This is a genomic window from Bacteroides faecium (genome assembly GCF_012113595.1).
Taxonomy (GTDB): domain Bacteria; phylum Bacteroidota; class Bacteroidia; order Bacteroidales; family Bacteroidaceae; genus Bacteroides; species Bacteroides faecium.
Map to the genome: position 1 here is coordinate 2,579,615 of NZ_CP050831.1, position 24,873 is coordinate 2,604,487.

Here is a 24,873-nt window from a genome sequence, read left to right on the forward strand (position 1 = left end):
GATAGTCTCCGGCACATACTCACTGTTTTTAGGCGGCTTCTCCGCTTTTAGGTTTAGCGGTTACTTTCTTTTCTGTCTTTCCCGCTTCCGTTGCAGGTTGCTGTTCCGCTTCTTTGGCTGCTGCCTTTTCCGCTTTCTTCATCTCCTTTATCCTCTCGTCCAAACGTTCATGGCGTTTCTGATATTCTTCCTCGTGGGTGGCTTTGGCGAGTCCGTACTGGTCGGAGAAATGCATGTTTGCGAAATCCCGTAACAGTTTGGATGCGCTGTTGTCCCCGTAAGCGTCCTCGCAAAGAAAATGGCTGATGAAGTCCCGTTTGATGACTGCTTTCTGTGCGTCCGTCAGCTTGGCTACAATTTTCATCCGCTGTTTTTCATCCAATCGGATAGGCTGGTCTTTGATACCGCAAAGCGGATAATGCTTTCTTTGCAGTTTGGTCAGCATGATAAAATACATCATCCCGTCCTCGTACTGTGTAAAAGGGCTTTCGGGATAGTCGTTTTCACGGACTACTTTCTTTGTATCGGCTACAATCTTCTCAATGGAAAGCTGTTTGAAGCGTTTGTCCCTTTCCTGCAATGTCTCTATAGTGACGGGGGAGGTTTCCTTCTTGTTTATCTCTACATAGCAAAGTTCGGGTTCTGTCTGTCCTACCTTTACATAGGTCTTTATCCTGCCTTCCTCCTTCTTTCGATTTAATTCTTCCACCTTTCGGGCGTATTCCTCGTTTTTCTGTTCAAAGGTCTGTACAGCTTGTTCGTACTCCTTCGGCTGGGCAAACTGTTCCTGATTCGGTGCTTCGGGTGCTTTCGGAAAACTTTGTGCCGAAACGGTATAATTCAATTCTTTTATCTCGTGCCCTTTCTTGTCGAGTTTCTGAAGTGCCGTTTCGTTCATGCCACCGTAATAGGGTCGGGCTATCACTAACTTCGGGTCGGATTTCAACAGTTTCTCCGTTTCCTTTGCTACAAATGCGGCATTTTTGGTATCCAAACACTTGCGGTTGGTACAATGTCCGCACCCGTTATGCTCGGCAAAAAGGTTGTAATTGGCTGCGTTGTGTACACATGACTTACATTCCGTCTTGTCGAACTTGTATTGCTCAAGGTCGGTGGTATAGTATTCTTCAAAATACTTCCTGAACAATTTCAGTGTATAGCCTGCCCAATTGTCCCTGCTGTCCTCTTTGAAGTGTTTCTCGTAAACGTCCTTTTGGATATTAGGTTCATAGGTGCTTATCTCTTCGGCTACGCTGATAGTGATTGTTTCATTGTCCAACAGTTCACCGATAGGCTGATACAGTTCGTTCAGTTTCAGACGGGTATAGATATATTTCTCGCTTCGTCCGAAACGGCTGACAAGTGAATACATATCATACCTGCCCTTTTCAAGCAAGCGTTTGAAGGCTTTTGCTTCTTCGGTGGGGCGTACTTCCTCACGCTGTAAATTTTCACTCAGTGACATATCTTCCGCTTCATCATCTGTTATATTATTATAGATAGTTGCCTTTATCGTCTTTGCTCCTGCAAGCAGTGAGGCACGGTAACGGCGTTCGCCATATATGATTTCGTAACCTCCTGCCGTACGTGGACGTACTGCGATAGCCTGTAAAACGCCCACCTCCCGAATACTTTCCGCAAGTTCCTGCAAAGATGCGTCATTGAACGTCTTGCGGTGGTTGTCTGCGCTCGGATGCACGGTGGTAATATCAAGGTCGGTTTCGGCTGTAGCCGTTGCAAGCGGTGTTTTGAACGTGGCTTGCTGCGGTGCTTCTTCCGTTATGGTCGGAACGGTTGCCGTTTCGGATGTTTCCGTCACTTCGGTAACTGTGGGCACGTTCTGCGGTGAAAGTAATATCATCGGCTTTGGAATGATAGCCAAAGCGGTTACTTTTACTGCTGTCTCTTTCTCTGATTTCTGTACGTTGTTCTTCTGTACTTTTTTGTTCGTCTTCATAATGATAAGTTTTTAAATGTTGATAATTTGATTGTCTGATAAGTAGGGCGGATTTTGCTCCGCCCTGCATTGGGTATCGTTATACGTGGGTACATATCGCAAGAGCTTCCCTTACTTTCGTTTCCTGCTTCTTGCTGTATATCCACCCTGCACGCCTTTCACCGTTATAGGTGAGGTTGGCACGGAACAGACCGTTTAAGTCCTTTAAAATCTGCTTTATCGGCTTGGTGTCACCGAATACGGCTATCGCCTTTTCGCTGTATTCCACAATTTCAAGATTAAGTGCAGAAAGGTCTGCGGATGCTGTCGGCTGTTCTGCCGTGTCTGTTTGGTTTTGCGGTGTTTTCAAACAAATATTTGCTTCATCCCCTGCGGTGTATGCAAACCGTTCAAGGAACTTTTCAAGGCTGTAAATCGGCTCTTTATTAATCGTCCAACCACTGTACTTGTTCCTGCCCAAATACATACCGTCCCCCATGCTGTAATTCTCACGGTGTTCGAAGTCTGCGTTATATTCCGCTAAATAGGACGTTCCCTCAAAATTGGCGGCACATTTGCGCATCTCTGCAAAGAGGTTGCGTGTATGTTTGGAGAAACCTAAAATGACGATTCGTTCTGTCCGATAATCATAGTAATCGGTATAACTGTCGCATTCACTTACCCGTAATTCTCCGATAATAACGGCTTTTGCATCCGATGGAATAAGGGGGCGCAACCGTACTGCACCGATTTTAGAGATACGTTCGTGTTCCTCCCGTGCTTCTTTTGCTTTCCGTTCTTCTTCGGCTTTCTTCTCTTTTGCCTTGGAAAGTAAAGTAGCCGTTTCCAACGGATCTGAAAACGTCGGGTTCTCACTGTCGTAATAGATACCTATTCCGAACTTTTCAGATAACGGTCGGATAAGGTCGGATGTGTTGAAGTCGTAGGTTCTTGTATGTACAAGATGATAGGTAAATCCACGTTGGTTATGGGTGACGTCATAGACTACATAACTGCCACCTGCGTAGCCTTCCAACACAACAATCTGATTGACTGAAACAGTCTGAATGTCTCTGTCGTAGCTTCTGTTAGCTCCTAATAAATGTACTTTAGTCATAATGATTGAATTTTAAAGGGATTAATAATCAGTCAGAGTATCACGCAAAAAAGAATGAGCAAAAGAGCAAGCACACAAAGGGAGAGGAAAGCGGAAAGGATGCGCCAAACAGCACGGATGAGGAAAACCACTACCGCCAAAACACTCAATGAAGGCAGCAAACTGCCCAAACCTGCCACCACACCACCGACAAAAGCACACACGAAACGCACCGCCACGTACACCACGAAGCCGACAGCCGACCACTTCACCCATTTTTTAATGCCGGTTGGAGCGGAGCCGAAGCCTCGTTTCAAATCTTGCTGTATTTCAGTTCTCTTTTTCATAACATTGACTTTTTTTTTATGCCTTGTCGGTGGCTTCACCTTGCTCGTTTCAGGGGGCAGATACGGACGGGGAGAAAATATGCAAGGCTTTTGGTGAAAAATTTTCAACCGCCCTGCTGGACGGATTGAAAAATTTTCGCCAAAACCCGTAGGGCGCGAAGCGGGCTTACAGATTTTTAGGGGCCCCGGACGTAGCTTCGCACCCTGAACTACGGCAAGGTGAAGTCATTGACAGGGTGATAAAATGAGGAAATGGCTATATGGGGAAAAAGAGAACTGAAATACGGCAAGATTCGGGGCTGGCTGTGCCGACTGGATTATACATTCAGAATATTTAATATTCTTAGTTTTATATTTTCTAAATTCTTTGAAAACAAAACGTTTGGCTCAAATCGTAAAAAAAACTACTTTTGTAATTATAACGACTTGAAAATATGGATGTGAAGATATACGAGTTTATGATGGGTGCTTCGGCTTTCGTGATTACAGTACTGGGATTCATGCTGGCTACTACGATATTGCCGAAAGACGGATTGGAGAAGTTACGCAAAGCTCGTAATATCCTTGTGCCTTCTTATTTTGTACTGGCCCTTCTCAGCCTGGTATGCTGCTTTACGGGCTATGACCGTTGTATTGAACCTGCCAGTACGCTTTTTGTAGCATCGTTTCAGGCTCTTCTTTTTACCATGTCCATGTTGGTTTTCATACGTCCGGGTGAAGTCAGATGGAGTACAGTGTTCCGACAGGCCGGAGCTATTACGGTGGCAGGTATTGCCCTGTTTATCTCCTTGTTTTGTTTTACAGATTATTATTTGTGGTTTTTTTATACGGGCATCGCTGCTTATATTATTCAGTTGATTATCTATACTCGAAAATTCACGCTGGCTTACTACAAGACGGTACAAGAGGTGGAGGATTACTATGACGAGGACGAGGAAAGTCGTCTGACATGGGTAAAGACCGGGTTTTATAGTGCATTGGCTATTGGGGTCATGGCCATATCCGTTTTGTTTTTTCCCATCCTTTATAAATTCTTTGTTCCACTGTATGTGCTTTATTATAGTTTCATGGTGATGTGGTTTGTCAACTACTATCGCAGGATGAAATTTGCGATTCCGGTCATTGCGGATGCTCCACTCGAAGTAAAGGTTTATACAAACCCGACGGAAACAGACTTTGGTGAAACAGACAAGTCTGTAAAAGAGGACAAGGAGGAACCGGAAACCATTTTTCTTACAAAGGAACAGCTATTAAAAGAAAGATTGCAGAAATACATAGATGAAAAAGAATACTGTGAGAAGGATATCCCTTCCAGTATTGTGGTCGATTCTTTCGGGATGTCCCAATCATTCTTCAGGCAATATATGAAAGATAGTTATGGGATGGATTTCCGTCCGTGGCGCAAGGAGCTACGTTTACGCGAGGCATCCCGGTTGTTTGCCGAAAACCCCGGATATACGATAGAAGAAGTATGTGAATTGGTAGGGTACAACAATAGCGGTAATTTCAACAGGGATTTCAAAAAAATGATGGGAATGACTCCCAAAAATTACTGCAAACAAATCTACTTAAAGGACACTAATGCAGAACTTAAAGCGTCCGTGAATTTTAACAAAAATTCACGGTGGGGGTAAAATATTAATTATCAGCGATTTACTTTGTTTTATCCTGCTCGATTTCTACAAAGACACCCGATATACTGTCATGGCTATATGTAAACGTCCATGTACTCTGTATTTTGATGCTACACTCTCCTGACATTTTGCTTTTCCAAATCATCTTTCCTACATTCAGCGCATCAGATTATCAATTAATAATGTGCCTGTTTTTCTGAATCTCCTCAACTGCTACACTGTTTTTCATGCTTGGACAAAATTGTCTTTCGTTAATTGAAAATTGTCTTTCGTTAGTTTTCCTGCTTTTCAGCACATAAAAAATTGTCTTTCGTTAGTTTGAACGAAAGACAATTGATTTTATTTGCAACAATTGATTATATGTCATATTTTCGTGCAATACGAAAGGTTCTTTAGTAACCCATCTCTTCCACTTTCTGTACGAAAAACAGCCGTAAGGCATCCTATATAAAATCACTATTATACCATACTAATATGAATGCATGGAAAACTGTGCTTTTATGCACACTACTGGTCATGGTTGCCACGCCGATGTTTGCGCAGGCGACGGACAAAGCCCCACAAATAGTATTCCGTTTTGTGGAGGGAAATGATATGTTCTATGTGCCGTGGAACGGAAACGGAACAGCACTCGATTCGTTATGCCGAATGATAAAACCGGCTGCACTGGATAAGGGAAGTGTCAAAGTGGACGGCTACAGCGATACCAGAAAACTGTCAATGATACGCTGCAACCGGGTAAAGTCCGAACTGATTACCCGTAAAGGATTACAGGAAGAACATTTCACAACGACTAATAACGTAGGCGAATGGAACGGCCTGAAAAATGTGGTATTTGTCACTTTACCTTTATTAAATCAGTTGGAAGCGGAGAAACGGCAGGATGCACCGGTACAGATGGATAAATCAACTTTAACCGACACTCAAAAGCAACCCGAAATGGTAGCCGCACCCCAGGAGGAAACGGCAAGCCACACCGCTACTCCTTCCAATGAGGTCAAACAAACAGAAACAGCTTCTTCACGGACAACCAAAACTGATTATGGCACATTCTCCCTGCGTACCAACCTGCTACGCTGGGCAACGCTTACCCCCGACCTCGGTATCGAATGGCGCATCAACCGGAATTGGAGCATACAGGTAAACGGCACATGGACTTCATGGAGTTGGGATGACAAAAACCGCCGCTATGCCCTTTGGGAAATATCACCGGAAGTACGATACTACTTGGGCACACAGAAGCGGGGTTACCTCGGCGTGATGTATCACGTGGGAGAATTCAATTACAAACTTTCCGATACCGGCAAACAGGGCAACCTGATGGGCGGAGGCATAACGGGTGGTTATCTTCTGAAACTGAACCGTGCGTTGAACCTTGATTTTTCGTTGGGTATCGGCTGCACTCATGCGGAGTATGACAAATACACGGTTATCGACGGTGTGAATGTGAAACACGGTAAGGCGGATAAGAACTACTGGGGCGTGAACCACGCCGGAATCAGCTTAATATGGACAATTTTTTAACGCAAGGAGGGACACAGAATGAAGAACAATAAAGTGTATTTAATAATGTATGGCGCAATAAGCCTGCTTTGGCTCGCTTCCTGTGTGAAGGACGACCTGCATAATACTCCGCATCCCGACAAGGGAGCAGTAGCCTTGTCCATTGACTGGACGGCAACGGAAGAAGGCGTGGTGAAACCCGGAAGTTTCTCAATCAATCTGCGTGGAACGGAAAACGTTACGGTTGAAGTCGACGCCTCCACACCCGGCACCTTGCCGCTGCTCCTGCCCGGTGCATACAGTGCATTGATGTACAACAGTCCGGACGGCTTCAGCATCACCACCGATGATGCCACAGTAAACAAAGCCACCGACGGCAACACCTTGCTGCCCACACCGGGAGCACTCTTCACGGGTGCGGCTGAATTTACCGCCGTAGCCGATGACACTTTGGGCTGTGTAATTCCCGTGGTGCAGCAGACACGCCGCCTCCTGTTCCGCCTGACCGTGACCGATGGCGCCCCGGAACGCATCGCTTCCTTGTCGGGTACACTCTCCGGTGTGGCGGGCAGCATCCGGCTTGCTACCGGTGAACTGTCGGGAGCAGGCTCCGTCATTCCCGCTTTCACACGGAGCGGAGCCGAAATCACCGCATCGCTGAACCTGTTGGGCATGACCGGCACGCAACGGCTGACATTGCTGCTGACCTTCACCGACGGACTCACCCAAACCATCGAAAGCGACCTCACGGAACAGCTCGCCCACTTCAACGACAGCCATACGGCACTCGAAGTGAGCGGTACGCTGAAAACCCCGACTGCCATCCAACCGGGCACATCTACCATCACCGACTGGCAGGTGCAGGAAGAGAAAGACATTACCATTAACTGAAATACTAAACAAAACAACAGCTTATGAAAAAGATTTTATTTCCCTTCGCACTGGCATCACTACTGTTCGCCTCGTGCAGCAATGACGAAACCGGAACGGACAACGACCTTATCCCGGCTACCTTTAGTGCTGATATCAGCCTGACCCGTGCATCCCTCAGTACTTGGGACCCTGACGATGCCATCGGCATTTATATGCTTGATGCCGGAACGACAAATATTTCTGAAGCCGCTGCCAACCGGAAGTATCTCACTCCGGCAGCCGACGGCAAATTCTCTCCGGCCGCCGCCGACCAGACTATCTACTTTCCTGTGGACGGAACCCGGAAAGTGGACTTCGTGGCCTACTATCCATACACTGCCGGTTTGACCGACGATATCTATAAAGCTGATATTACTACCCAGAGCTCTCCGGCCTCCATCGACCTGATGACCGCCCGCATAGCGAGCACTGCCGACGAACCATTGGACAAAGACCACACCGCCGTCGTTTTCATCTTCGGGCATCGTCTGAGCCGTGTGGAAGTGAATGTGGAAGCAGGTGACGGATTCACCAATGCCGACCTTGCGGGGCTGGCCATCACCTTGAGCAACCAGCCGCTGAAAGCAGACTTTGAACTGCTGACTGACAAACTGACTTCTGGCAGCGAAACCGGCACCATCACCCTGAACACTGCCGCCAACGGGCGGAAGGCATCCGCCATCATCCTGCCGCAAGAGGGACTGACGGGACGGACGCTGACCTTCACAATGAAGAACAACTCCATTTTTACCTGGGACATAGAAACTGACCGCACTTTTGAAACCGGGAAGAAAACCGTCTTCAACATCCGCCTGGCACGCGCAGGCATTGAAGTGACCACCAGCATACAAGCGTGGGGCATACAGGGAACTGTGAATGGAGATATTATACAACAATGATAATTCTTCCCCTATAAAAATAATAATATTATGGCAATCTCCGAAAATAAAACAAACCATACAGCAGCGGGAAACATAGATTCCTTTTCTGCCATCCGCAAGGATAAAATAGATAAATGCTTCTATTATCCTCCGCCAGGTATCCTACATTTGGACGATACGACGGACGAGAAAAACGCCACTTGCGGTTATGTGGGAGGAACGGCATTGTCGCATCCTATAACTTCGGGCAACACGACAGTGTGGGGCATGAATGATTACAATGCCTTTATGGATGATAGCGAAGCGCCCCCAACAGTCAATCCCGTGCTATGGCGTATGGAAAGGCTGAACAACAAAAACGGATTATTCCAGGTACACCCCAAAGCGGAAAAGGGTGGCAGGACCGGCAATATCTATCAGATACGCAGTTACGACCTGGCTACGATGACCATTGTCAAAGGAGATACCGGATGGGTCGTGATCGACCCATTGACCAGCAATGAGACGGCCGCCGCAGGATGGAAATGCTTTTGCGAACAAGTGGATGCCAACGCCCTGATATCTGCCATTATCATCACCCATAGCCATGTGGACCACTACAAAGGCGTGGAAGGTATCATTGACGCAACCGGCATCCTGCGCGGAGTGGCACAAGCCGATTTTGAAACTAAAAGGGGCATTCCCGCAGGAAAGGTACTGGTAGTGGCTCCCAACGGTTTCTACAACGAGGCGATTTCCGAAAATCTGTATCTGGGCAATTGCATGAGTCGCCGTGCCGTCTACATGTACGGAAGCGCCCTGCCTAAAGACGAAAAAGGGCATGTCGGCTCCGGGTTGGGAAAAACCATCAGCACCGGTACAGGGGCATTGTTGTCACCTTCGTTTGAGGTGAAACCGGGGGACAAAGAGCTTGTGACACTCTATATTGACGGATTGGAAATGCAGTTTCAGGATGTGCCGGGTACGGAAGCTCCGGCAGAGTTTCATGTATATATAAAAAAATACCGGGCGCTTTGTCCGGGTGAGAATGTAACCCATACTCTGCATAACCTGCTGACGTCGCGCGGAGCAAAGGTACGCGACCCTAAAGCGTTTGGCAAAGCCATTGACGATGCGATCCGCCTATTCGGAAATATGGAGTGCCTCATTGGCAACCATCACTGGCCCACCTGGGGAAACGCCGAATGTATCGCCCTGATGGAAAAGCAGCGCGACCTCTACCTCTACTTCAACGATCAGGTAATCCGCCTGCTCAATAAGGGTATGAATATGGAAGAAATAGCTGAAACGTTCACCCTGCCTGACAGCCTGAACTGCGAGTTCTACAACCGAGGCTACTACGGAACGGTGAACCACGATGTGAAGGCAGTTGTACAGCGCTATATCGGCTGGTGGGACGGCAACCCGGCCAATTATTTCAAGTATCCCGACAAAGAGGTGGCCCTGCGTTTCGTAGCCGATATGGGAGGAGCCGATGCCGTGTTGCGAAAAGCGATGGAATATTTCAAGAAGGCCGACTACCGCTGGACGGTGGAGCTGACGCGGCAGGTGGTATTCAATGATCCTGAAAATATGCAAGCCCGTTACTTGCAGGCCGATGCACTGGAACAACTGGCTTATTCGTTCGAAAGTGGCACGTGGCGTAACATCTTTCTGAGCGCAGCGTTCGAATTGCGCGGCGAACCGATGGGAGTACTGCCTCGTACCAATAAAGAGTTTATCACTCAGGCGACTGCTACGTTGAAAACACTGACTCCTGAGTATATATTCGAATATTTCGCCACCTTGGTGAACGGTGTGGAAGCCGGAAAGGCTAACCTGTTGCTGTATGTTCATTTTGACGATACGAATCAGACCCATGAACTGCATTTGGTGAACGGCGTGCTGCATCATAAAGATAAAACCGAAGATAAAGAGTTGGCGGAGAAAAACGTCATCACCTTTGCCGGCGTGGAAGCGTTCGCGGAGGATTTCCGGTTGCGTATGCTTACCTTGCATCCGGACGATTGCCCGGGTACAAAGACAGACGGTGGGGCGAGTCTTACCTCCTTATACCAATTTTTTGATACATTCAATGGGATGTGGAACATTGTAGAGCCTCTTGACTCGACCCCCCGGAAAAGGACCTATCTGCTGAGTGGGTTCGTAACCGGTACAACTATCCAATGGGACATATCCGCCAGTGCTTGTTATGACTCCATCACTCATATTTATGATGATACGGGAAAAAGTTATGCCTGCGCCATTAAAAAGAAGACGGGTAACGACAATTTGATTACACTGGCCCAGGGGCAAGCGCTATTTATGGGAAAAGACCTTTATATAGATATTTCATCTTCATTGGCTCATAGGATAGATGTCAAGATAGACACATGGACAACAGTCGGGCCGAAAGGTGTGCTCCTGCATAAAAGTATCTATATGGAAGACTCGACGGATAATGACTATAACGATGTGTGCATCACGCTTACAGGAGGTTGCGGAATATAAGTGTCGCGCCACAATAAACGGGGATGTCATAAGGAGATTAACAAAAGACGATATGGTTGGCCTGTATTTGCAGTCAAATGCCTAAGCCATTTCTAAAATCTATAAACGACCAATAAAACGAAAAAGATATGAAAGCAATGAAACTTATCACCGCCCTCGGGCTTGCTACGCTGGCCCTGACGGCATGTACCAATGAAGACGAAATGCGGAACAATACGCTACCCGAAGGCGCAGTACACCTCACTGCTCAAATAGAGGGAGTGCAGACACGCGCACCGCAGCTTGATGCCGAAGGCAAAGGCTCGTTCGACCCTGCTGACGAATGGGGCATGTACACTTTTACGGGAGATGCCACATCCCCGGCATACAGTAACGAAAACATCGCTTACAAGGCTGACAACAGCTCCCCGCTCTATTGGGAAGACCTGAGTGAAACATCCCCCGTCACCTTCTCCGCACATTATCCGCGCATCACGGAAGCCATTGCCAATCCTGCGGCATATATGCATACACCTTTAGAGTGGAACAAGACAGACGACCTGCTCCACGCCACTGCCACAGCAAGCAAAGGCGGGACGGTGACACTGACATTCAAGCATCTGATGCACCGGCTCATCATCAACCTGACCGCGGGAGAAGGCATGACCGGCACGGATTTGACCACTGCCTTGATAAATTCCGCGGGAAAGAATGGCGATTATACGATGTATGGCGACGTGGAGGTTAACCTGTTGACCGGTGAGGTCAACTATGGCCGGCATGGGAGCTTGATACAACTTACCAACGCAAGTAGTGGCAATGCCGACTGGAAAGTGGCGCCCCAAGACCTGAGAGCAGGTGCGGAATGGCTCAGGATAATGGTTGGCGAGGATATGTGGTGCTATAATGTACCTGACAACTTGAACAGCAGCAATCCCGCCCATCCCACCCGCCTCGAAAGCGGTAAGCAGCTCACCCTCAACCTCACGCTGAAAAAGAATCAGCAGACGGGACAGACCGAGGTGGAACTCTCCGGTTCCGACATCTCCGGCTGGGGCAATGGCGGAACGATTACGGACGATGTAGTGATAGGCGGAAATACGCCTGCTGACGGTAACATTAACATGATCGGCAAGACCGCCGAAGAAGTGAAAGCCGCCATTAAAGCCGCTTTCGATGCGGGCATCACCGAGTTTACGTTGACAGGCCCCATTGCCAATTTAGGGTTGTCGGGCTCCTCCGCAATGAATCCATTTTATAATACCGCGGTGACAAAGTTAGACCTTTCCGGCGTGACGGGTTGGGAGCCCGTAAACATAGACGGAAATAGCAATTCCACCAAAACCGTGGTAGGAGTGCCTGAAACCGCCTTTTTATATTGTACCGCCTTGGAGACGGTAGTCCTGCCCGAAGAGGTGAAAGCCATAGGGGCTGATGCTTTCCACTATTGCTCATCGCTCTCCAAGATTAATCTGGAGAATGTCACACACATCGGTAAGAGCGCTTTCGCGGACTGTTCGGCTTTGGAAGAAGTCGATATGTCCGAAGTTACCACCATTTACGAAGGAGCCTTCCGGCGTGCTGGGTTGATTGCCCTCTCTCTTCCCAAAGCCACTTCGATTAGCGAAGGAATTACAGATGGTAACTCAGGTGGTATCGGTTCGTTTGCCAGTTGTCAATTACTGGTTTCTGTCGAAGCCCCTTTCCTGACTAATACGGGGTACTTCTCATTCGCAGGCTGTTCGGCACTCGAAATCGTAAACATGCCTGAACTGACGGAAATCAACGAAAGAGCATTCTTTAATACGGGCTTGGAGAGCATAAATCTCGATAAAGTGATAACGGTAGGCAAACAAGCGTTTAGTAGATGCGAGAAATTGACCAAAGTAGAACTACCTGCCCTTGCGACTATTGGCGAGCAAGCCTTTCAAGATTGTATAGGGCTGGAAGAAATAGAACTGCCTGCCACTACTATTGGTAGTTATTTGTTTGGAGGTTGCACCGAATTAACCACCCTCTCGCTACCCAATGCCGAAATCTTTGGTTATAGCATTGTGGCTGATTGCTCACTCCTTACCAATCTAAAACTGACTGCAGCAGGCGCGTTAGTTAACGTTGATGGTGAGGCCATATGGGAATCAACTTTTGGGATACCGTTATCTTCGGACTTCCGGTACGGTAATTGTGCCATCATGCTGAACGCCGACAAGAAGCAGTCCGGCGCAGGTTCGCCCACGGTGACAGACGCGAGCACTTGGGTGAGTCAGACTTGGAAGAGCATTACGTTTGAACAAGAATAACCCCGCCATTCCCGAAGTCGAATTTTGGCGGTGTATTGAGACTCAGTCCGAATAATAAACAAAAAATAAAAATATAAATGATTATGAACAAGAATATCGTATTACCCAACATGGTGGACATCTTCGTCAACAAGAAATTCGAAGTGGAACCGTTCATCGACGCTCTGCAATGGCTCGAAAGCAAAGGCTTGCCTTCACCGGTGAAAAAAGAAAACATGGATGGAAAAAAGCCCGGTGTGCCCCGTCTGGAATATTTCATCAATGGCAACTACTTCAATGTGTGGTGTATCGAGGATTTGATGGACAGCGGTACAAGCGGCTCGAACTCGCAGGAGAAATTCCGTGTACTGCCCGAATACATCCGGACAGACAATCCACACCTTATCATAAGCGTCAGCACGGCAGAGTCGACCCCGGATGTTCAGCCCGAGGACACATCTCTCAACGGTTCTGTGCTGATGGGTGAAATGTTCTACCAACTCGACGCAAAGCAGTATGACCCTACCTCGCCCAGCAACCTCGAAGCTCAACCGCTGGCGGAGTCATTCGTGCAATGGCAGATTTATCGTTTGATTCAACAATGTACGCCATCCATCAACAAACTGCTCGTGTGCCCGAAACATGTAGGTGCATCACGCCATGCCCTATGTTGTGCCGCATCCAGGGAGTTTACATCAATCGGTGTAATAAACATCGTCCATTATGATGCTTATGCCAAAGCCGACCCTGCCGCATACGAAGCATTCAAGAAAGAAAATCCTGACTTGGTTGCCGCTTCGATAGAGACCACACACGGAATAGTGAAGATGTCTGCCGCAGAAGCCGCAGGAGGAAAGCATCGGTATCCTGTACTGTTTGTTTCACCCATTACCGACCGCTACCTCCACTTCGACGATGACGTGGACGAGGCACAGAACTACACTGCCGGTTACAATGCCGGTATTGCCGTGGGCGTGCTGATGGAAAATATGACTTATAGTGACCTTGTATTTTCTCCTTCTCCACGTTTCGCGGAGTAGTCTCGCACCAATGCCACCCATGTTTGGGTTAATGGAGGAGGAATCAGCAACGTTGGGCTACGCCGATATTTGATAGCTACCGGCCCTTTCCTCGAAGTTGAACTTTGAGGCGGTCGAAGTTCAACATTGACATCACCAAAGTTCAACTTTGAGAACCGGAAAGTTTAACAGATAATATTCACCTTAACAAACTTATAATTATGCCATTTTGGAAAAAGCAACATAACAAGTCAAAGAATGTGTATTACCCGCAAGCCATCGTCAAGGGTAAACCTATTGAAACCGAAGGTGATCTGGAAGATAATCCGTTAGGTTGACACCAGCGTTTCACTCACGGCTGACTTCCGGCAGTTGTACAACCCAATTGACGGATATACGACTGCTGTAATGCGCTTACCGCCGGTTGTCGGAACAAATTATAAGGAACATAAAATTAGAAAAGAATATGAAGACATTTCGAATAATCAGTCTGGCCTTGCCGATAGTTCTCGCTTTGGCAGCCTGCAGCAAGGAGGAACTCCCGGCGGAAGGAACAATACCCGGCGGCGACAGTGACAAAATACGAATCGCCGCCACCGTAGGAGATTTCACGGTGGAGGACGGGGCGCCCGGCACAAGGGCAACTATTAACGACGATACCGGGAAAGGATCTTTCGAGAATGGTGACGTAATAGGACTATCGGTCAAATGGATGAAAGAAAACACCACAGCCGAACCTTTACAAAGTCTCACTTACAGTAACGGTTCCTGGTCAGGTTGTACTACGACATGGGACAACTACGCTGAGATATCCCAAGAAAAACCGCTTCGCTTTACAGCCTGTTATCCTTACAGGAAAGGAACTGTTAATTACACCGTACAAACAGATCAAAGCCAATCTGGAAATTACGAAGAGTCCGACCTGTTGTTCGCCATGAAAGAATATGCAGCAAAGCCACAGGACGGTATAATAGAACTTAACTTTGTGCACAAGATGGCCTGTCTTAAAATCACATTACAGGGTAAAGCTGCTGCCGATGCATCAGTCGTTATCAAGGCGGTCAATATTGGCTATACTATGAGGCCTGATGGAGATGGAATAGATACAGGTCACGTCGTTGGTTATATAACCCCTAAAAGAGTAGGCAATACATTCTATGCTGTTATTCCTCCGCAAGACTTGGGGATTGGATTGCAACTCGCCATCACCGTAAATGGTAAAACGACCGAGCACATCGTAAAAGGTACGCAAGGAAAGGAATTGGAAAGTGGTGTGCAATACCCTATCGAACTGACCCTGAACGAAGGTAGCGGCAGCGGTGATCCCCCATATTCGACATATTTGGCGGGGTGGTATATAAACAACACTTATGACCAGTTTGCATATACGCTGGTAAACGGTGCATATACGGCACTCACTCCTCCGGAAGGAGGAGTGAGTGCTACTCCGAATGCTATGGCGGTTTCCGGCGGCAAAACCTATGTGGTCGGAGGTTATTTCGACGGGAACGATGGCAATGCAAAAGCGTGTTATTGGGTCGATGGAGCAGCCACGAAACTTGAAGTATCGGAGCAAGAATATATCTACCACTATGCCGAATCGATTCTTGTTTCGGACGGCTCGATATACATAGCGGGAAGATATTCCGGTGGTCCTAAAAACATCCCGTGTTATTGGGTGGACGGTGCTCTGACAACGCTTACGTTACCCGACGGGGTTTACAGTAGTGCTGCCAAATCAATCGCAGTTCGGGACGACGGGAAAATATATGTGGCCGGATATCACATGAACGGGAGCGGCGGCATGAGAACTCCGGGATATTGGCTGGACGATACTTTCGTATCACTTCCCTTACCCGATGGAGCGGTCTTTCAGATTAGCGAAGCAATGAAAATCGCCGTTTCGGACAACAAGGTTTACGTCATGGGAACGTACAAGCTGAACTCCCAAACATACTCGTGCGTTTGGACGGACGGCACACGTTCCGAACTTGCTATTGCCGGGTCGGCGACTTTGGGAGCCGTCGGTCAGTCAATGACCGTTGCAGGCGGTAAAGTATATGTTTCGGGATATTCCATTCCGAGCAACAACAATTTCAAGGGCTGTTATTGGATTGACGGCATTTGCACGGACCTCAACGCTCCTGACGGTAGCTGGTCGCAAGGGACATCCATCGGCGTTATCAACGGCAAGGTCTATGTCGGAGGTACGCATTATACCGGTTTCGATAATTATAAACCCTGCTATTGGTTCGACGGTGCGCGCACCGACCTTGACATTCCGACGGGAGGGACAAGCGCTATGATCGAGGCGATATATCTGAGCGAATAAGGAGATTAAACCATATTAAGACGAACCCGACAATGGTATTTTGGAAAAAAGACACCGTAGGGTTAGATTTGTAGAGCTTTTGTTTAAAATTATTAACAACCTCATTATACTGAATTATATGAAGATAACATGTTATAAAGGAGCAGGAGATAATGACTTCACTACCATCGAAGTACAAGCCGACACCACTCTGGAAGCAGTAAGAGAATTATTAGAAAATGCCGGGTTTATCAAAGAAGGTCCGAACAGTACCTACCGTTTTATCTATAAGAAAGACGCAAGGGGTACACGCCCAACCGATGAAGCGGGGAACATAAATGTAGAGACTGCCTTACAAGATATTATTGTAAACTCTATCAACAACGAGTCCGAAGTAAAAGTGTCTACCGTTTGGGGCAACGACCACCAGCTGGTACTAACCAATACCTCCAAACCCCAGAGCGACTTGGTAGGTTTTGTCTGTGAAACGTGGAAGAATGGCTATATAACTGTAGCCGTGAAGCTCAATGAAAAAGATGTGACCGCCAAAGAGCAAAACAAGCGCATCCAGGCCTTCGCCCCACTGATGCTGCGAGATGTTGTGCCCACTAACATCAGCCGCGGACAAGGAATAGAAAACGTATGTGTATGCGTAGATGGCACGGCGGTGGAATTTATCATCCAGTCCTGGGGCGCAGTAGGTTACCGTTATAGCATCGTTCCCACTTCGGGGCCCCCCATCGTGAGTAGAATGTATCATAAAATATGTGATAATTTTGGACGTATGGGGCAAACTAATCGCCGTACCTGGGAGGGAAAGGGCACCCTGAAGACCATCGAGATAACCGGCGTAAGCAACATCGATGAGATAATTCCCACATTGAAGGGCGGTTATAGCGAAATCACATTCACCACCCACAATATGGTGTCCTTTACTGATAGTAAAGGTGTGACCTATGCCTCCAATATCAAACCGCCCCGGCCATCGGCAAAGAAGGCCCTGTGCTCGTCTTCCTTGCTACTGAAAGCCTCTGCACCGAAGGAAGAGAATGTAGTAGTGCCTGGCGACAGCGTGGAACCGGGCGCAGCAACTCCGGGCGCTGACTCGACACAGAACTACGGCAATGGACTCCGTGACATTAAGATAGACCCCACGCCATTGGGTGTGGTGAAAGTACACTTCTTTGTATTCAAGTCCAAAGCCGAAGCTGACAGAGTTATTCGGGGATTGAACTCACTGGATATTAATATATATGGATAATAAAAAATAGACGATATGATAGACAGATATGATAATGCGGTAGGCTATCTGGAACTTACCGACGAGGAAAAAGCATTCCTCTTTCAGAACGTGAATATTTTCCGTGGATTCCTCTTCTCCGAAAACGATGGTGGGGGACGGGGTTTCCATGATTTGTACACTTGGCAAGATGGATATTTACCCACCTTTCTTCAACCGGTAGTGAACACCATGCAACGGACGGAATACTCCTTTTCCAAACTGACGCATGAGATGAAGAAAATGAATATCAATACAGCTTCGATTTCCTTCCACTCACGCTTCGCTTCTATGGACAGCGAGTTCAAACATGAGAAAGAGAACAGCAAATCAAGCTCCAAAGTGAGCGAATACCTGCTTTCGCAATACATAATCCACAAGTGTGGCTTCAAGACGAACTTTGACCGTGTGCGGGTTGCTCCCGCCTTCCTCGAAGAGGTGGAAAACATCGTGAACAAGAACGAGAAAGACCGGATGCGCTGTCTGGAACTGATAGAACTGTTGAACGAGTGGGGCTATTACATTCCACAAGTTTTCTCGCTAGGTGGCATCCTCTACTCGGAGACCGTAACAGAGGTGACAGACTTGGAGATGGCAGAAAAGGAAAAGACGGACTTCTCGGCTTCCTTCGACACCTCGTTCCGGCAGATAGGTGGAGGCGGTGCTTACGGTGGAAGCTGGATGACGGAACAAAAAGATAGTTCATCGCACAAGTTCGAAAACACCGCCCTCTACCAGATAGGCGGTGCGGCTGGTGCATCGAGCGATTACGTCAGATGGACGACATCGCTCTACGACGCCAAGCGGTGGAATCTTTCGGCACTTACCACCCTCTACCCGTCGTTGATGTTGTTGTTGGCATGTGAAGATGGAAATCACGGTGGCGCTTTGCTTAATACCTGCCTGCGTCTCATCAATGGTAATTTGGCGGACAAATCCATACCGGAGCTGCAACCTTATATCGATTTGGGTCGCTATGCTTCCGCCATTACTACCCGGCTCTATCCGTATTAAAAATCCGTAACACAGGAAATGACAATGAGAATTGCAACTTGGAATATGCAGGGCGGAAGTCTGTTAGACGACGATGTGAAACGAACCCTATTGATGGATATGTTTAAGCGTGGAATAGACGTGGTGTGTTTGCAGGAAATGACTGAACCTTTGCCCAGCTTCCGCTTCCAGGGTGTGGGAACGGACGGAGTGAGGGTACATACTATGGACCCGCCTGTTTCCAACCGGCGGAAAAGGGAGCCATTATACACGTGTTATTATTTCGAGTGGAGTCATGGGGGCAACAAACGGTGCAGTTTAGCTATATATGCGATGTCATCTGTCGCTGCTTTTGGGGCTGAATCAGATATTTCTCTCAGTAACAGACCGATGCTTTGGGTGAGAATAGGCAATACTTTTATAGGTAATGTACATCTTCCTTCGGGTTATCCACCAACGGCAGAAGCTTCTTTTGCCCACTTTAAGTCTGTGATGAATGGAATACCTGCCGGACACCGCTATGTCATAGCAGGAGACTTTAATATGCCATTCAATTATATAGAAAAGCGTTTTCTTGATGAAAACAATTTTCACAATCCTCAGGTAGCAACCCATCAAGGCGGTAATACGCTGGATTATGTCTATTTTCAGGGAGACGTGGGGGATATAAGATATACACCTGGCTATTATTCAGACCATCGGGCTTTTGAATGTATGATATTATAAAGAACTCTGACAAACAATAACCAACAACATGGGAGTAACCATTGACATAGACAGGATGATAGAAATCTGTTTCGCCGTACAGTTCTTCATTTACGGCTACATGGCATTCTTTCTCTATCCTTACAACGACTACGGCGTGGTACCGCATATGAAACATGCCGGTAGTAAAAGTTACCTCCGTAGTCGTCGTGTGCTGGCGGTGGTTTACATTCTCCTTGGTATTGCCGCCCTGTCTGGGTTGTGGCCAGCATCACCCGCTGACGGCAGAGTGGGTGATAGCTGGGCGTCGCCTTTGGTCCCGGCTTGTCTGACGCTGTTCTTCATGGCACATGCCGGGATGCTGCTGGGATTATGCGATGCCGCCATTAGTAACCGGAAAAATTGCCTGCTCTGTTTGCTGCCTCTGACCATGCTGTGCGCCCTCTACGCGGTGTTCCCGGCATGGGGTGAAGCGGTTTCCGTGCTCCAGTCTGTTCATTTGGTGGCACTCATCGGCTGGTACACACCGCTGTTCTACAAAGAATACGACAATCTGAATCGTTGCTGCTGGGATGCTGTGAACCAAACGCCTGACGACATAGCTTCCGACTACGATTGCCTGCCCAAATCTATGCCGTGGATAAACTGCCTCTACAAAGGACTGCTCATCATCACTCTACTTGCATTATTGGCACACTTCCTGCCCTATGGTTGGACTACATATGTGGCGGCAGTGCTCTTTATCGGTTATCTCTTCTGGTTTTTCTACTGGGTGTTCCAACGCTTTCCCTGGTTCGCCCGTTCACTATTTTATTATATGAATGAGGAAGAGGGATGATTGAAAAAGTGACGACAGGAATATATCACAATTTAGAAGAACTAAAGGATATAATACAAAAAATCAATAAAAACACTTACTGATAGGGGATGTTCAGACAATCCGAATTACACTATGATGAAAGCAACAAAACAATCTCAAACAAAGCATTCTTCTTTTGCACTTCAGTTGAAAATCATTGCCGGATATGTATTACTGCTCACTTTATTCGGTATTATCATCTTTCTGGTATGGCTGGAACACCGGAAAATGGAAGCATTAAACAGTGGTGAATTGCTTATTAACCAGAAAAGAGAGACCGTTAATCGGACTTTTGAAAAACTACTTGATTACTCCTTCTCCGACGACTTTTTGCTGTTAAGAGACAATGATAAATTCGACGAGTACCAGATGAAGCGTAAAGTGGCAACCAATACTTTGAACGAATTGAAGCAATATTATTCCACTGACCTCCAGCGTTCACAAATAGACAAAATATCTTCACTGTTATTGGAAAAGGAAACGCTGCTACTCGGAGTAATGAATACCCTTTCAGAACTATCGCGGACGGACAGCCTGTTGCAACAGAAAATACCCATTATCGCCTCACAAACATGGATACTGAAACAACCGAAAACATCCGGGACAGAGAAGCAAAAAAGAAGAGGTTTGCTCGGACTATTCAAAAAGAAAGACGAAAAATCTGCTTATGCACGCCAAAGGGAAAAACAAGAAAAACAGGAACAACCACCTGTGTTCCGGCAAACAACCGAAAAGCTATATTCCCTGCAAAAAGAGATGCACGAACAATATATGGATTACTGGAACAAGCTGGAAGCTTATTCAGACAGCTTGCAATGGCGTAATACGGAACTGAACTCGCAGATAAGCAGACTTATTTGCGAGTTTGAACAGATGGCAGTCATGCAAACAGAAAAAGATACACAGAAGATAACCGGTTTAAGGGAACAATCTTTCCGTATCATTCTATTCATAGCTGCTACCGCTATTCTGCTGATAGTGGTATTTTACATCTTTATATATCATGACATCAGTAAAAGACTGGAATACCGGAAAAGACTGGAGGCATCCGACCTCCGGAATCGTGAACTACTTTCCGCACGCCGGAACCTTATACTAACGGTAAGCCATGACCTGCGTGCACCACTCGGTACCATCAGGGAATATGCAGAACTATTGCAAGAGGAAAAAAATGTGGAACGAAGCAAAGGATATGCAGTGAATATCCTGCGTGCTTCGCACCACGTTATCGGACTGGCGAACAACCTGCTGTATTATTACAGACTTGAAGCGGAAAAGGTACAACCGGAAAAGGAAATCTTTCATCCGGGACGGACGATTGAAGATACTGCCCGCTCGTTTCTGCCGATAGCGGAAAAAAAAGGGGTGGCCTTGACAACGGAAGTGACGGACCTGGACGTACTTGTCGAGGGAGATAGCGGGAGGTTGGTGCAAATACTCAACAACCTGCTCTCGAATGCTGTAAAGTTTACCCGTACCGGATATATACATGTTGGCGCACAATACCGGGATGGAAAGTTATCCTTCTTCGTTAGAGATACGGGTATAGGTATCGACAAAGAAAAGCAGGAACAGATATTCACCGCTTTTGAACGGGGCGAAGCGCCGGATGCGGAACAAGGCTTCGGACTGGGACTGGCGATAACCCATAAGTTGGTAACATTGCTGGAGGGAACTATCCACGTGCAAAGCACACCGGGGCATGGCAGTACCTTTGAAGTATGTCTTCCTATGCCTGAAACGGACGGAAAAACGGATTCGATAAAGAGTCTCCCGGAATATGGCGCACTTTCAGGAATGAGGGTACTGGCCATAGATGATGACCGGATGCAACTGGATGTAACCAGAAAAATGTATGCACGTTACGGAGTGGAATGTGACTGCTGCCAGAATATTAGCGAATTGGTGGAAGCGTTACGCCGTAACCGTTATGACATCGTACTGACGGATATGCGGATGCCGGATATGGACGGATACGGAGTGCTGGCCTTACTTCGGGGCAGCAACCTCGGACAGACAGGAACGCTTCCCGTACTGGCTGTAACCGCACAGGCGGATAAAAAGCCGAAGTATTTCAAAGACGCAGGCTTTGCGGGTTGCCTGCACAAGCCTTTCTCGCCGGAAGAATTATTATCGGTTACCTCACAGATAGACAGAACTGATTTTACAGCTATTATGGTAGGTGAGGAAAATACGGGGGAACTGCTGGATATGTTCATTGAGGATACAGAAAGGGAACTCACTGGAATGCGGGATGCGCTGGAAACGGAAGATTATGAACAGTTGGGACGCATCATACACAAAGCGGCTCCGCTATGGGGCATGATACGTATCAATGTCTCCTTACGTGAACTGGAAGAATTGGCTTCATTTTCTCCCGAGAAATGGAGCCGGGAATTGGACGGACGGATAAAAAAGCTGATTAAGGCGGTGGAACAAGCTGTGAAAAAAGCAAAAGGATTAAAGTGAAAAACGGATGAAAGCCATATTGATAGTAGAGGATGACCGGATATATGCACGTACTACAGCCAACTGGCTGGTGAAAAACGGCATGAATGCCCGTTACGTGCTGTCGGTTGATACCGCAAAAGATTTTTTAAGTAATAATGAGGTGGATTTGGTCTTGTCTGATTTTCGCCTTGGTGATAGTAGTGGTGTGGAACTGCTCGAATGGATGAAGACACATGGTTACAGTATGCCTTTTCTTATCATGACAGGATACGGGGATATACCCGGTGCCGTAGAAGCCGTGAAGAAAGGGGCTGACAATTATCTGCCTAAACCCGTACAGACAGAAAAAGTGATAGGCATCATCCGTGAACTATTGGGCCGCAGGGAGACAAGGGAAAGACCGGAACAGGCTTTCTACGTCTGCAAAAGTCCGTTGGCAGTGAAACTTCGGGAAATAGTGCGTTTGGTGGCTCCCGCCGATGGCCTGTCCATAATGATACGCGGCGCATCGGGTACGGGTAAAGAATGGGTGGCACGACAGATACATTCACTCGGAAAACGTTCAGATGCTCCTTTTGTAGCGGTGGATTGTGGCGCGTTACCACGGGAATTGGCTGCATCGGAACTGTTCGGGTATAAAAAGGGAACCTTTACGGGGGCGACAGAGGACAGGGCCGGTATGTTTGCTGCTGCCAATCACGGGACACTATTTCTGGATGAGGTAGGCAATTTGAGCATGGAAACACAGGTGTTACTATTACGCGCTTTGCAGGAGAAACGTTACAGACCCGTAGGCGGAAAGGAAGAGATACAGGCGGACATACGGTTGTTGGCAGCGACCAATGAAGATTTGGAACGGGCGATAAGCGACGGCCGGTTCAGGGAAGACTTGTTCCACCGATTGAACGAGTTTCCGCTTTATGTTCCGCTGTTGAAGGATTGTGAAGAGGATATTATCCCGTTGGCCGGATTTTTCCTTTCTTATGCAAATGGGGAACTGTCAAAAGATATAAAAGGGTTTGACCGGGATGTAAAGAAAGCATTCAAGGCTTATTCATGGCCGGGAAATATCCGCGAATTAAAAAGCGTGGTAAGACGTGCGTGTGTTCTGGCCGGAGAAGATTGGATTACTCTCAAAGACATCAGCCTTCCGGTGGATGTAAAACCGTCGGATGATTACAGGTTGGATATGGAACGAACGGAATGGGAAGCGATTGTGAAAGCGCTGGAAATTACAGGTAATGACCGGAAAGCGGCCGCACGGCTGCTGGGCATATCCCGAAGCACACTTTATTTAAAACTGAAAAAATACGGCTTAATCTGAATATGTCCGGAAATGTGGACACATAGTGTTTTAATATAGATAATAAATACAGACACATACTTTGGAGATAAGATTATAATATTCTTGTTTTCAGTGTATTAAATCAACCATTATTCAATGGCATATCACTTGTTCTTTATGGTTATGACAATTGACGGCAAAGACCGGAATAGTTTTAAACTTTAAATTTCAATATCATGAGGACACTGACCGATACACCGCTATTCGACATATTTACTACTTATATAGCAGATTCAGAACTTCTATCGGAACGGTTACCTGCCGCCTATGAAGATTTTGTAAACCTGCTTGCCGAACTTCCACAGGATGAGGATAGAATGCGACAATTACGACGGTTAAATTACACAAGGATAGAACTTTCTTTTATACAGCAATCCTACAACAATTTAAAGGAAGGTCGGCATATACTGTATGATGTGTTTGTCGGCAAGGCTCTTTCCTTATTGGATGCAGAGATAGACATGGTAAAAGATTATTTCCGTCATCATGCAGATAATGCCAGTATGAAAATGGAAGTTCAGACACACGGCGGCAAACAGAGAAGCGCATTACACTGGAATGGTACGGATAATGACCTGATAGAACTGGTTGCCGCATTGATGGCTGCCGGAGTTGTGGACAGTGTGGAAGGGAAGAAACTTACCATTGTAGATGTTATCAGAGTATTTGAGGATGCTTTTAATCTGAAAATAAATGCCTTATACACCAAACGCGGTAAGGTGTTTGACCGCTGTACGGCTTCTACTCCTTTCATCGACTCAATTCGCAAAAGCTATATTAGGATGCTGGACGAACGGCTGGCGTAAAGTTTGCACGCCAATAGCCGCCAGTGAGCGACTTGCATGACTCCGGTG

The 24,873-nt window shown here is 47.1% G+C and carries 18 protein-coding genes; 15 read left to right on the plus strand and 3 right to left on the minus strand.

What is annotated here, in order from left to right:
• Nucleotides 1-28: 28 nt before the first annotated feature.
• The 3 genes from BacF7301_RS09135 to BacF7301_RS09145 all read right to left on the minus strand — a co-directional run bounded on the left by BacF7301_RS09135 (nucleotide 29) and on the right by BacF7301_RS09145 (nucleotide 3,379).
• Nucleotides 29-1,957, minus strand: a complete 1,929-nt coding sequence (locus BacF7301_RS09135; protein WP_167962116.1) for a ParB/RepB/Spo0J family partition protein — start codon at nucleotides 1,955-1,957, stop codon at nucleotides 29-31.
• A 79-nt stretch (nucleotides 1,958-2,036) separates the two neighbouring features.
• The gene (locus BacF7301_RS09140) at nucleotides 2,037-3,053 is read right to left on the minus strand and encodes a fusion protein (protein WP_167962118.1); all 1,017 of its coding nucleotides are present in this window, start codon (nucleotides 3,051-3,053) and stop codon (nucleotides 2,037-2,039) included.
• A 32-nt stretch (nucleotides 3,054-3,085) separates the two neighbouring features.
• Nucleotides 3,086-3,379, minus strand: a complete 294-nt coding sequence (locus BacF7301_RS09145; protein ID WP_167962120.1) for a hypothetical protein — start codon at nucleotides 3,377-3,379, stop codon at nucleotides 3,086-3,088.
• Nucleotides 3,380-3,813: 434 nt separating this feature from the next.
• On the opposite strand from BacF7301_RS09145, the gene BacF7301_RS09150 reads away from it, so the two are divergent.
• The 15 genes from BacF7301_RS09150 to BacF7301_RS09225 all read left to right on the plus strand — a co-directional run bounded on the left by BacF7301_RS09150 (nucleotide 3,814) and on the right by BacF7301_RS09225 (nucleotide 24,825).
• Nucleotides 3,814-5,013: a helix-turn-helix domain-containing protein gene (locus BacF7301_RS09150; RefSeq protein WP_167962121.1), complete on the plus strand. Its 1,200-nt coding sequence runs from the start codon at nucleotides 3,814-3,816 to the stop codon at nucleotides 5,011-5,013.
• A gap of 474 nt (nucleotides 5,014-5,487) precedes the next feature.
• Nucleotides 5,488-6,537: a DUF3575 domain-containing protein gene (locus BacF7301_RS09155; RefSeq protein WP_167962123.1), complete on the plus strand. Its 1,050-nt coding sequence runs from the start codon at nucleotides 5,488-5,490 to the stop codon at nucleotides 6,535-6,537.
• 18 nt (nucleotides 6,538-6,555) lie between these two features.
• Nucleotides 6,556-7,407 (plus strand): FimB/Mfa2 family fimbrial subunit, encoded by an 852-nt coding sequence (locus BacF7301_RS09160; protein WP_167962125.1) that lies wholly within the window; start codon nucleotides 6,556-6,558, stop codon nucleotides 7,405-7,407.
• Between the two features lie 23 nt (nucleotides 7,408-7,430).
• Complete coding sequence (locus BacF7301_RS09165; RefSeq protein WP_167962127.1) at nucleotides 7,431-8,327, plus strand: fimbrillin family protein; 897 nt, start codon at nucleotides 7,431-7,433, stop codon at nucleotides 8,325-8,327.
• 30 nt (nucleotides 8,328-8,357) lie between these two features.
• Complete coding sequence (locus BacF7301_RS09170; RefSeq protein ID WP_167962129.1) at nucleotides 8,358-10,799, plus strand: alkyl/aryl-sulfatase; 2,442 nt, start codon at nucleotides 8,358-8,360, stop codon at nucleotides 10,797-10,799.
• A gap of 128 nt (nucleotides 10,800-10,927) precedes the next feature.
• The gene (locus tag BacF7301_RS09175) at nucleotides 10,928-13,078 is read left to right on the plus strand and encodes a leucine-rich repeat protein (RefSeq protein ID WP_167962131.1); all 2,151 of its coding nucleotides are present in this window, start codon (nucleotides 10,928-10,930) and stop codon (nucleotides 13,076-13,078) included.
• Between the two features lie 83 nt (nucleotides 13,079-13,161).
• Nucleotides 13,162-14,097 carry a hypothetical protein gene (locus BacF7301_RS09180; RefSeq protein ID WP_167962133.1) on the plus strand — a complete coding sequence of 312 codons (936 nt, stop codon included), beginning with the start codon at nucleotides 13,162-13,164 and terminating at the stop codon, nucleotides 14,095-14,097.
• Between the two features lie 445 nt (nucleotides 14,098-14,542).
• Complete coding sequence (locus BacF7301_RS09190; protein ID WP_167962135.1) at nucleotides 14,543-16,408, plus strand: fimbrillin family protein; 1,866 nt, start codon at nucleotides 14,543-14,545, stop codon at nucleotides 16,406-16,408.
• Nucleotides 16,409-16,526: 118 nt separating this feature from the next.
• On the plus strand, nucleotides 16,527-17,648 hold the full coding sequence (locus tag BacF7301_RS09195) for a hypothetical protein (RefSeq protein ID WP_167962137.1): 1,122 nt from the start codon (nucleotides 16,527-16,529) through the stop codon (nucleotides 17,646-17,648).
• Nucleotides 17,649-17,663: 15 nt separating this feature from the next.
• The gene (locus BacF7301_RS09200; RefSeq protein ID WP_167962139.1) at nucleotides 17,664-18,680 is read left to right on the plus strand and encodes an MAC/perforin domain-containing protein; all 1,017 of its coding nucleotides are present in this window, start codon (nucleotides 17,664-17,666) and stop codon (nucleotides 18,678-18,680) included.
• Nucleotides 18,681-18,704: 24 nt separating this feature from the next.
• Complete coding sequence (locus BacF7301_RS09205; protein WP_167962141.1) at nucleotides 18,705-19,385, plus strand: endonuclease/exonuclease/phosphatase family protein; 681 nt, start codon at nucleotides 18,705-18,707, stop codon at nucleotides 19,383-19,385.
• A gap of 238 nt (nucleotides 19,386-19,623) precedes the next feature.
• Nucleotides 19,624-20,202, plus strand: coding sequence for a hypothetical protein (locus BacF7301_RS09210; protein WP_167962143.1), 579 nt, complete (start codon nucleotides 19,624-19,626; stop codon nucleotides 20,200-20,202).
• A 114-nt stretch (nucleotides 20,203-20,316) separates the two neighbouring features.
• Nucleotides 20,317-22,692 carry an ATP-binding response regulator gene (locus BacF7301_RS09215; RefSeq protein ID WP_167962145.1) on the plus strand — a complete coding sequence of 792 codons (2,376 nt, stop codon included), beginning with the start codon at nucleotides 20,317-20,319 and terminating at the stop codon, nucleotides 22,690-22,692.
• Between the two features lie 7 nt (nucleotides 22,693-22,699).
• Nucleotides 22,700-23,998 carry a sigma-54-dependent transcriptional regulator gene (locus tag BacF7301_RS09220; protein ID WP_167962147.1) on the plus strand — a complete coding sequence of 433 codons (1,299 nt, stop codon included), beginning with the start codon at nucleotides 22,700-22,702 and terminating at the stop codon, nucleotides 23,996-23,998.
• 197 nt (nucleotides 23,999-24,195) lie between these two features.
• Nucleotides 24,196-24,825 (plus strand): RteC domain-containing protein, encoded by a 630-nt coding sequence (locus BacF7301_RS09225; RefSeq protein WP_167962149.1) that lies wholly within the window; start codon nucleotides 24,196-24,198, stop codon nucleotides 24,823-24,825.
• The last annotated feature ends 48 nt before the right edge of the window (nucleotides 24,826-24,873 follow it).